The organism is Nostoc sp., from assembly GCF_036917455.1.
Classification (GTDB): domain Bacteria; phylum Cyanobacteriota; class Cyanobacteriia; order Cyanobacteriales; family Nostocaceae; genus Nostoc.
The window spans coordinates 86,590-96,190 of the sequence record NZ_JBALDK010000019.1 but is presented as its reverse complement, the minus strand read 5'-3'; the positions used below and the strand labels follow the sequence as shown (position 1 = coordinate 96,190).

Sequence of the window (9,601 nt, the reverse complement as noted above, 5' to 3'; positions counted from 1 at the left end):
GGGGCATAGCGATGCGGTCAATAGCGTCGCATTTAGCCTTGATGGCAAGACCATCGCTTCTGCAAGTACTGACAAAACCGTCAAACTCTGGGATGCGGCTACAGGTCAATTAATCACCATCCTCAAGGGGCATAGCGATGCGGTCAATAGCGTCGCATTTAGCCTTGATGGCAAGACCATCGCTTCTGCAAGTACTGACAAAACCGTCAAACTCTGGGATGTGGCTACAGGTAAATCAATCTCCACCCTCAAGGGGCATAGCGAAGGGGTCTGGGGCGTAGCATTTAGCCCCAATGACAAGACCATCGCTTCTGCTAGTGGTGACAAAACCGTCAAACTCTGGAAAGTGTACCCAAATAATCTAGATGATTTAATAGTCTACAGTTGCAATAGGCTACGTGTTTATTTACAATTAAATCCCAATGTGAGCGATAACGATCGCACTCTCTGCGATGGCATTGGTACTAAGAGCAATTAGAATGTTCCCTTCGACTCCGCTCAGGAAACGTTTTGTTTAGGGAAATCAATTACTGCAAGTGCGATCGCACTTCGAGAAACTTTTGGGGCGATCGCACTGATTAAAACAGGCGATCGCTATTTATCTTCTCTGTAGCAACTTCCGCGATCGTTGCAGCAACTTCCATCTTCACGTTTCCGTGTTTCGCGTACCCTGTAGCAATTTCCGCGATCTTTGCAGCAACTTCCACTTTCACGTTTCCGTGTTTCGCGTACCCTGTAGCAACTTCCGCGATCTTTGCAGCAACTTCCATCTTCACGTTTCCGTGTTTCACGTAGCCTGTAGTAACTTCTGCTTTGACTGAGATTTTTTCTCAAAAATCAACAATTTTACGTATGACAACCTTTTCCAAAATTGTCCACTATAGAGTTATCAGTAAATTGGAACATGAGTATTAAATATGGCTAGACTAAAACGCAACTCACGTACTCTTGGCAAAGCTGAAGTACGTTTAGCAAGCATTAAATCTATTAGTCCAACTCTTGATGTTGGAGAAGGATTAACAGTCAAAGATTATACTGAAAAAATTGCCAGCCTGAGAAAATCTTTAGAAGCATACAACACTACTCTCTCTACTATTGATGTCTTACGAACCCAAATCCTTGAAAATGAACAAGATTTAGCAGACTATTCTGAAAAAATCTTAAGTGGGATTGCTTATAAATTTGGTAACAATAGCCATGAGTATCAGATGGCTGGAGGTACTCGTAAAAGCGATCGCAAGCGTATTGTGCGTCAAAGCGTGGCTTTGCCAAAGTAAGTAGGCGCGATTAAACCAAAGTATGTAAAATTTTGCAGGGGTAAAGGGAAAAGGTTTTTCTTTTACCCTTTCCCTTTACCCTTGTGAATATAACGTAAGTTCAATTACAGCGATCGCATACATCACCAACCAAAATGGGAGCAACGCGAAAAAGTGAGATCCTCGTGAAAAGAGCAGGGGAGGCAGGGGGAGCAGGGGGAGCAGGGGGAGCAGGGGGAGTGAAGAGAAAACTTTAGTATTTTTTACGACCTTTAGAGCTATAAATACACTTAGTTCTTTTTCTTCCCCTGCCTCCCCTGCATCCCCTGCCTCCCCTGCCTCCTCTGCATCCCCTGCTCACAAAATCGCATTGCTTCCATGCCAACGGTAATATAGGGGTTACAAACTGCAAAATTGTATAACTTTTTTATACTTCTACAGTTTGAAGGGGAGCATCTCGCTTTTCTGAAAACACGTTTTGCCCTGGCGAATGGAATTCACGGCTATACAGACAAAACCCACCTTCGTGGGTTTCAAATTCTTAGAGTTCGCTTATGCGGACTTCGTTTGTGTAGGCGCGATTTCTAATCGCCTGGTATATTTACAAAGGTGAGATGCTCCCGGTTTTGAGAGGGTTTTGGATAATTGCCTTTCTTTTGCTTAAGCTTTTTTCAACCAGCTAAACATAGCGCGTAAATCTTTACCAACTTCCTCAATTTTGTGTTCAGCTTCTTTGCGACGCATGGCGGTAAATCCTGGTTTACCAGATTGGTTTTCTAGAACAAATTCCCGTGCAAATTGTCCAGATTGAATTTCGCTGAGAATCTTCTGCATCTCAACTTTGGTTTGTTCGGTAACAATCCGTGGTCCACGGGTATAATCACCATATTCAGCTGTATTAGAAATGCTGTCGCGCATTTTAGCTAAACCGCCTTCTACAACTAAGTCAACAATCAGCTTGACTTCATGCAGACATTCAAAATAAGCCAATTCTGGTTGATAACCAGCTTCTACCAAAGTTTCAAATCCAGCTTTGATTAAAGCACTCAAACCACCGCACAATACGGCTTGTTCGCCAAATAAATCTGTTTCGGTTTCTTCGCGAAAAGTAGTTTCGAGAACACCAGCGCGAGTCCCACCTATACCTTTAGCATAAGACATAGCGCGATCGCGTGCCTGACCACTTGCATCTTGGTAAACTGCAAATAGCGCTGGTACACCTTCCCCACTTTCATAAGTCCGCCGTACCAAATGCCCCGGCCCTTTGGGTGCTACCATCACCACATCTACATTAGCCGGTGGTACAACTTGCCCAAAGTGAATATTGAAGCCGTGGGCAAAAGCTAACACATTTCCTTCTTCTAAATTTGGTTCAATCTCGTTTTTGTAAATTGTTTTTTGAACTTCATCAGGTAACAAAATCATGATAAAGTCAGCAGCATTAGCAGCATCTGCCACATTTTTCACTGTCAACCCAGCAGCTTCAGCTTTTGCTACTGACTTACTACCCGGATATAATCCCACAATCACATTCAAACCACTATCTTTGAGATTGAGAGCGTGGGCATGACCTTGAGAACCATAGCCGATGATAGCAATAGTTTTTCCAGCCAAAAGGTCTAAATTGGCATCTTCGTCATAATACATCCGGGCCATAGAAGCATCTCCTGTCAGCAAGCATCGTCATTTATTGGCAGGCTTACGATTGTACCCTAAATTGAGTACCCACAGATTAACTGTCAAACATTGAATTTGTCCCTTTGAACTGGGGACTAATGACAAACCCTGTTACATAAATCGCAACAATACAGGCTTTGAGTTTTACTTCAGTAATACTGGGGTTAAGTTCATCCATCTGAGGATAGATTATGTATACTTCGACTAAATTGCCGCACACATCTGCTTTATTTGTGAGCGCATTGTTAGGAGGGTTCATTTTCACCAGTTGCGCCTCTTCCGAGAGGTTAGCAAATAAGGCTTTACCTCCAAGTGCAACTGGTGGCGCAGCAAATCAAGCAAGCAGTATTTCCCAAAAGGCAGAAGCTGCACCAATAAACCGTTCTCGTCCTCAACTAATTAAAAAGGCAGCAATTTCTTTGACTGTCACCTCTGTAGATCAGACTATTGATGCTGTTTCGCAAATTATCAATAAACAGCAAGGGGATTTAATCGGGTTGAAACAACAACAACCCAAAAGTGACAACCCGCGTTACACAGCAACAATCCAATTGCGGATACCAGAAAATCGTCTAGAACCTACTTTAGAAGAACTAGCTAAATTAGGCACTATCGATAGTCGTAATATTACTGCCGAGGATGTGGGCGATCGCCTAGTAGATTTCCAAGCTAGATTAACCAATTTGCAGAAGACTGAAGCCAATTTGCAAAAAATTATGGATCGGGCGGGTTCTGTCAGAGATGTACTTAGTGTTGCCCAAGAATTAAGTAATGTCCGACAAACGATCGAACAAATTGATGCCCAACTCAAAAGCTTACAAAATCAAGTTGCCTATTCTACCATTACGCTGAATTTAGAAGCAGCAGTTTCTAGCACCAGTCCGCAACCCGCCTTTGGTTTGCAAGTTCAGGAAACTTGGAACAATTCTACCCACTCTTTGAGTGCATTTTCCGTTGGCTTACTGAAACTGGGTATTTGGTTAATTGTTTACAGCCCCTATTTGTTAATTTTTGCTGCACTTGTCTATGGCTTTAAGCATTGGCGGCAAAATCATTCACCACGTTTGACACAAACACCAGAATCAACTAGTTCTGAGTAAACTTGTATAAATCTTACATTTACTGCTGATAAATTTACATAAGCAAAGAGCAATTTCAGTAGCGCCAAATCTTATTGTCTGAGGATCCATCTGACAAAGTTCTATTCATCCTGTAGTTTTGATTACTTTAATCATTCTTTAAATGTAAGAAGCAATACAAAATATATGATGACAAGTTTGATACAAATTTGTTAAGAATAGTAACAATAGTCGGAATACCGGATAATATTTCTTATGGTAAATTCACTTGACAATAATCCACCCCATCGAGTAATTATTGTTGGCGGTGGTTTTGGTGGACTGTATGCGGCCAAAACACTCGCCAAAGCAGCAGTAAACGTTACTCTCATCGATAAACGTAACTTTCATCTATTTCAACCCCTTTTATATCAAGTCGCCACAGGTGCGCTATCTCCTGCGGATATCTCCTCACCATTGCGTTCTGTCCTCAGCAAGAGCAAGAATACGAAAGTGCTGTTGGGAGAGGTGAATAATATCGATCCAGAAGCGCAAAAAGTGATTGTGGGCGACGAAGCAATACCTTACGATACGTTAATTGTTGCCACAGGTGCGAAGCATTCCTACTTTGGCAAAGATAACTGGGAAGAATTCGCCCCAGGCTTGAAAACAGTAGAAGATGCTCTAGAAATGCGTAGCCGGATTTTTACAGCCTTTGAAGCCGCAGAAAAAGAAACCGATCCAGAAAAACGCCGCGCTTGGTTAACCTTTGTAATTGTTGGTGGCGGCCCAACTGGTGTAGAGTTAGCGGGTGCGATCGCAGAATTAGCAAATCAAACCCTCAAAGAAGATTTCCGCAACATCGACACCTCAGAAGCCAAGATTTTGCTATTAGAAGGGCTGGATCGGATTCTGCCACCTTTTGCACCAGAGTTATCACAAGAAGCAGAAGCATCCCTGACGCGGTTGGGTGTGGTTGTCCAGACAAAAACACTGGTAACGAATATTGAAAATGATGTTGTTACCCTGAAACTTGGTGAAGAAGTTAAAGAAATTGCCTCAAAAACAGTATTATGGGCAGCAGGTGTGAAAGCTTCGGCAATGGGCAAAGTGTTAGCAGAACACACAGGTGCAGAGTGCGATCGCGCTGGACGCATTATCGTTGAACCTGACTTGAGTATTAAAGGACATCCAAATATTTTTGTAGTTGGCGACTTAGCAAACTTTTCTCATCAAAATGGTAAACCACTACCTGGTGTTGCACCTGTAGCCAAGCAAGAAGGTGAATATGTTGCAACATTAGTTCAACAGCGCCTTGCAGGCAAAAATTTGCCACCCTTTGCTTATACCGATCATGGTAATCTGGCAATGATTGGGCACAATTCTGCTGTGGTAGATTTGGGCTTTATCAAGCTGAAAGGTTTCTTTGCATGGCTGTTTTGGCTGTTGATTCACATTTACTTCTTAATTGAATTTAACAACAAATTAGTAGTAATGATTCAGTGGGCGTGGAATTACTTTACTCGTAATCGCGGAGCAAGATTGATTACAGGTAAAGAATCAATTACGGAGTTTGTAATTAGCGATCGCAACAATTATTCAGCCGATAATAAACAGCCTGTAAATGTCTAATTTGTCATTTGTCATTTGTCATTAGTTATTCTCCCCCTGCTCCCTCATCCCCCCACTCCCCGCCCTCATAAATTAGCAGTAAGCTATTTGAGGGCGTTTTTCATAATCTACATAATGGCAACTATTAACGACAACTACCTGAAGCTGAAAGCGGGTTATCTGTTTCCAGAAATTGCTCGGCGGGTGAATGCCTTTGCAGAAGCGAACAGTAATGCTAAAATCATCCGATTGGGCATTGGCGATGTTACCGAACCTCTGCCGGAGGCTTGCCGCACAGCTATGATAAAAGCTGTAAAAGAAATGAGCGATCGCAATACCTTCAAAGGCTACGGCCCAGAACAAGGCTATGCTTGGTTGCGGGAGAAAATTGCTACTCACGATTTTCAAGCACGGGGAGCCAAAATTGATGCTTCCGAAATCTTTATCTCTGATGGTTCCAAATGCGACACTGGCAATATTCTAGAAATCTTTGGACATGACAATATAATTGCCGTTACTGATCCCGTTTATCCCGTATACGTAGACACTAACGTTATGGTGGGAAATACTGGGGATGCCAACGACAAAGGCGAGTTTGAAGGCTTAGTTTATCTGCCGATTACGGCTGATAACAACTTTACCGCCGAGATTCCCTCCAAGAAAGTCGATTTAATTTATCTCTGCTTTCCCAATAACCCCACAGGCGCAACTGCTACCAAGGAATATCTCAAAGCATGGGTGGACTATGCCAAAGCTAATAACTCGATTATTTTCTTTGATGCAGCCTACGAAGCTTACATCACCGATCCATCACTTCCTCACTCAATTTATGAAATTGAAGGTGCAAGGGAAGTTGCGATCGAATTCCGGTCTTTTTCCAAGAACGCAGGTTTTACAGGAACCCGTTGCGCCTTAACAGTTGTACCGAAGACACTCACAGGAAAAGCCGCCGATGGTTCTGATGTGGAACTGTGGAAACTGTGGAATCGTCGCCAGTCTACCAAATTTAACGGCGTTTCTTATATCGTCCAACGGGGAGCCGAAGCGGTTTATTCTGAAGAAGGACAGGCACAAATCAAGGAATTGGTTAGTTTCTATTTAGAAAACGCCAAAATTATCCGCGAAAAACTCACAGCCGCCGGATTATCAGTTTATGGTGGCGTGAATGCACCTTATGTTTGGGTAAAAACTCCTAATAGTTTATCCAGTTGGGAATTCTTTGATAAGCTGTTGCAAACTGTCAACGTTGTGGGGACACCTGGTTCTGGCTTTGGTGCTGCGGGTGAAGGTTACTTCCGCATTTCGGCGTTTAACAGTCGGGAGAATGTCGAAGAAGCGATGAAGCGGATTACGGAGAAGTTTAAGGTGTAAGGCGATCGCTTTTAGTCGCTTTTATTAAACTCATTCTATTAGTCTAAAGGTTACGGTGGGCTATATTATCCACCGCAACCTGATAGATAATTATTTAAACTCAGCTTACTCATATTCTGATTATGACTGCTGCCATCCCCGTTTTTAAACTTATTAGCAAGATGCAGTTAGCACCTGGTAGCACGGTGACAATTCCAGATGTTAGCTGGGAAGAATTTGAATCTATTTTACAAGAACTGGGAGAAAAAAGAACTAAACGAATTGCCTACAGCCAGGGTACTTTAGAAATTATGGCTCCTTTACCAGAACATGAAATTCCTAAAGATTTAATTTCTGATATTGTCAAAATATTGCTGAAGGCTAAGAATATCAGATACCAACCTTTTGGTTCCACTACTTTTAAACGACAAGGAGTAGCAGGAGTTGAACCTGATGCTTGCTTTTATATTCAGAATTATCAACAAATGATTGGTCATCGCCGCTTGCAACCTAACGATCCGCCGCCAGATTTAGCGATTGAGACTGATGTTACATCAAAAACTACTCTCGATGCTTATGAAGCCATTGGAGTCCCAGAATTATGGGTTTACGATAGCGGAAACCTTTCTATTTATTTGCTAAGAGATGGGAAATACATAAAATCTGACACGAGTCCTAATTTTAAAGAGATAGCTATTACTCAAATTATTCCTGCGGCCGTAGAACGTAGTTGGCAAGTAGGAAGTTTTCAAGCTTTAGAAGAATTGGAAGCAATGATTTAGTAAATAAAAATAGGCACTGACAATAGCTACTTTCCTTTATACAATAGCGATGCGCATACATAATTACTTTAAGTATGCCATCGCCTTTTTCCAATTATCCATTAATTGCATCAACAATTTATTCTTGAGAATCACTTCCTCCTAGTTCGCCATCATCAGGTAAACCAATTTTTGGCTCAACTTTTTCTCGTCCATAATTAGCCAAAGTCACCCCTTCTTCTAAATATACAGCAGAGTATTTACTCAACCCGATACGTTGTGCTGAGTAAATTCCAGAATGACCTGAAAATAGATAGCTGACTACACAACCAATAGCAATAAATACTCCCGATTCCAGACCAAATAATTCAATTCCCATTAAGGTTGATGCGATAGGTGTATTTGCTGCACCCGCAAACACACCCACAAATCCCATCCCTGCTAACAATGGTGCAGGTAATACTAAAAACAACGACAAAGCATTACCTAAAGTCGCACCAATGAAAAACAAAGGTGTCACTTCTCCTCCTTTAAAACCTGCGCCTAAAGTTAGAGCAGTCAAACCTAATTTTGCTGCAAAATCCCAAGGAGGTAGCTGAGTGGAGAAAGAATCAACGATAGTAGGAATACCAAGCCCAATATACTTAGTTGTTCCACTTAACCCAACAATTACTGCTATCATCGCACCGCCGATTAAAGGACGCATTGGAGGATAAGATATTTTTGCTTTAAATAAGTGACTAATTTGGTGAGTTACTTTAGCAAAGAATCTCGCGATAATTCCAAAGATTGCACCTGCAATAATGGCAGCAATTAGTCCCCAAATTGTGAGCGTTGGGATAGAGGGAGTGTGTCGGTATGCAGTATGATGCAAACCCAATAATAAGGTGACTTGATTCCCAACGATCGCAGCAATCAAAGAAGGGAAAAGAGCATCATAATTAATTTTGCCAATTGCTAAAACTTCCAGACCAAACACGGTTCCAGCTAAGGGAGTACCAAAAACTGAAGCAAATCCGCCACTGATACCCGCCGTTAATAGAATTCGCCGATTGGCTCCTTGAAAATGTAATATTTTAGTTAATTGGTCTGCCAAAGAAGCGCCCATTTGTAATGCTGTACCTTCACGACCGGCGGAACCTCCAAATAAATGTGTCAGGTTTGTTCCTAGCAAAACAAGAGGAGCCATCCGAAAGGGAATAACACTTTTGGGGTTATGGATTTCTTCAAGTAAAAGGTTATTTCCGGCTTCTACATTCCGACCGAACTGATGATAAATCCAACCACTCAAGAAGCCACCAAGGGGCAGTAAGGCGATAATCCAGCGATGGGATTCTCGCCAATCGGTTGCCCATTCTAATGATGCTAAAAGAGCCGCAGAAGCTGTTCCAGCAAGAATGCCAACCACAATGGAAATAGGCAGCCACTTAATTAGGTGTGGTAATGCAATAAACGGTTCAAATTGACGAAAATGTTTTATAAATACACTGGCAAACATTCCATGACTCCTTGAGGCGCGATTTGTAGACTTACACTTTCTACAGGAGAGTCAGGTGATGTGTTTAGCCAAGTCCTACTCTCCCGCAGTCAGCGAAGAAAGTAGGAGCCATCAGCCTTTCAGTGATGATTTTGAGGTTTGAAAAGGCGGTTTCGGCGAGCTCCATCGCCATTGATTTAAGGATACCATTTTTGCTTTTAGTCGAATCAATATTTGTTTCTTTGAGAAACTATTGACACTCGTTCCTCGCGATCGCTAGATTGAGCCACTTAGGGACTTCCAACTAAAAAAATATCCCATCGCTTTGGCGAGCAGGGGAAGCAGGGGAGGAAGAATCTAATTGATCATCTTCGCTCCAAAATTGAATAATTTAATTTCTGGAAGTCCCTT

The 9,601-nt window shown here is 42.1% G+C and carries 9 protein-coding genes and 1 riboswitch; of the genes, 6 read left to right on the top strand and 3 right to left on the bottom strand.

What is annotated here, in order from left to right; genetic code table 11:
• Positions 1-478, top strand: a 478-nt coding sequence (locus V7K42_RS01550; protein ID WP_334912888.1) for a WD40 repeat domain-containing protein, incomplete at its 5' end; no start/stop codon positions are given.
• Positions 479-578: 100 nt separating this feature from the next.
• Here V7K42_RS01550 and V7K42_RS01545 read toward each other — a convergent pair.
• Positions 579-791, bottom strand: a complete 213-nt coding sequence (locus V7K42_RS01545) for a hypothetical protein (protein ID WP_334912886.1) — start codon at positions 789-791, stop codon at positions 579-581.
• 126 nt (positions 792-917) lie between these two features.
• On the opposite strand from V7K42_RS01545, the gene V7K42_RS01540 reads away from it, so the two are divergent.
• A complete protein-coding gene (locus V7K42_RS01540) occupies positions 918-1,277 on the top strand; it encodes a hypothetical protein (protein ID WP_334912884.1) in 360 nt (119 codons plus the stop codon).
• A 639-nt stretch (positions 1,278-1,916) separates the two neighbouring features.
• Here the strand turns inward: V7K42_RS01540 and ilvC are convergent.
• Entirely contained in the window at positions 1,917-2,912 is a 996-nt protein-coding gene (gene ilvC / locus V7K42_RS01535; protein WP_334912882.1) for a ketol-acid reductoisomerase, read from the bottom strand.
• 212 nt (positions 2,913-3,124) lie between these two features.
• On the opposite strand from ilvC, the gene V7K42_RS01530 reads away from it, so the two are divergent.
• The 4 genes from V7K42_RS01530 to V7K42_RS01515 all read left to right on the top strand — a co-directional run bounded on the left by V7K42_RS01530 (position 3,125) and on the right by V7K42_RS01515 (position 7,734).
• Positions 3,125-4,033 carry a DUF4349 domain-containing protein gene (locus V7K42_RS01530; RefSeq protein WP_334912880.1) on the top strand — a complete coding sequence of 303 codons (909 nt, stop codon included), beginning with the start codon at positions 3,125-3,127 and terminating at the stop codon, positions 4,031-4,033.
• A gap of 234 nt (positions 4,034-4,267) precedes the next feature.
• Positions 4,268-5,623 carry an NAD(P)/FAD-dependent oxidoreductase gene (locus tag V7K42_RS01525; RefSeq protein ID WP_334912878.1) on the top strand — a complete coding sequence of 452 codons (1,356 nt, stop codon included), beginning with the start codon at positions 4,268-4,270 and terminating at the stop codon, positions 5,621-5,623.
• Between the two features lie 114 nt (positions 5,624-5,737).
• The gene (locus tag V7K42_RS01520) at positions 5,738-6,973 is read left to right on the top strand and encodes an LL-diaminopimelate aminotransferase (protein ID WP_334912877.1); all 1,236 of its coding nucleotides are present in this window, start codon (positions 5,738-5,740) and stop codon (positions 6,971-6,973) included.
• 122 nt (positions 6,974-7,095) lie between these two features.
• Positions 7,096-7,734 carry a Uma2 family endonuclease gene (locus tag V7K42_RS01515; RefSeq protein WP_334912875.1) on the top strand — a complete coding sequence of 213 codons (639 nt, stop codon included), beginning with the start codon at positions 7,096-7,098 and terminating at the stop codon, positions 7,732-7,734.
• A 118-nt stretch (positions 7,735-7,852) separates the two neighbouring features.
• Here V7K42_RS01515 and V7K42_RS01510 read toward each other — a convergent pair whose 3' ends face one another.
• Positions 7,853-9,211, bottom strand: coding sequence for a voltage-gated chloride channel family protein (locus V7K42_RS01510; RefSeq protein ID WP_334912873.1), 1,359 nt, complete (start codon positions 9,209-9,211; stop codon positions 7,853-7,855).
• Positions 9,212-9,306: 95 nt separating this feature from the next.
• A riboswitch (Fluoride riboswitch) is annotated at positions 9,307-9,390 on the bottom strand.
• Between the last annotated feature and the right edge of the window lie 211 nt (positions 9,391-9,601).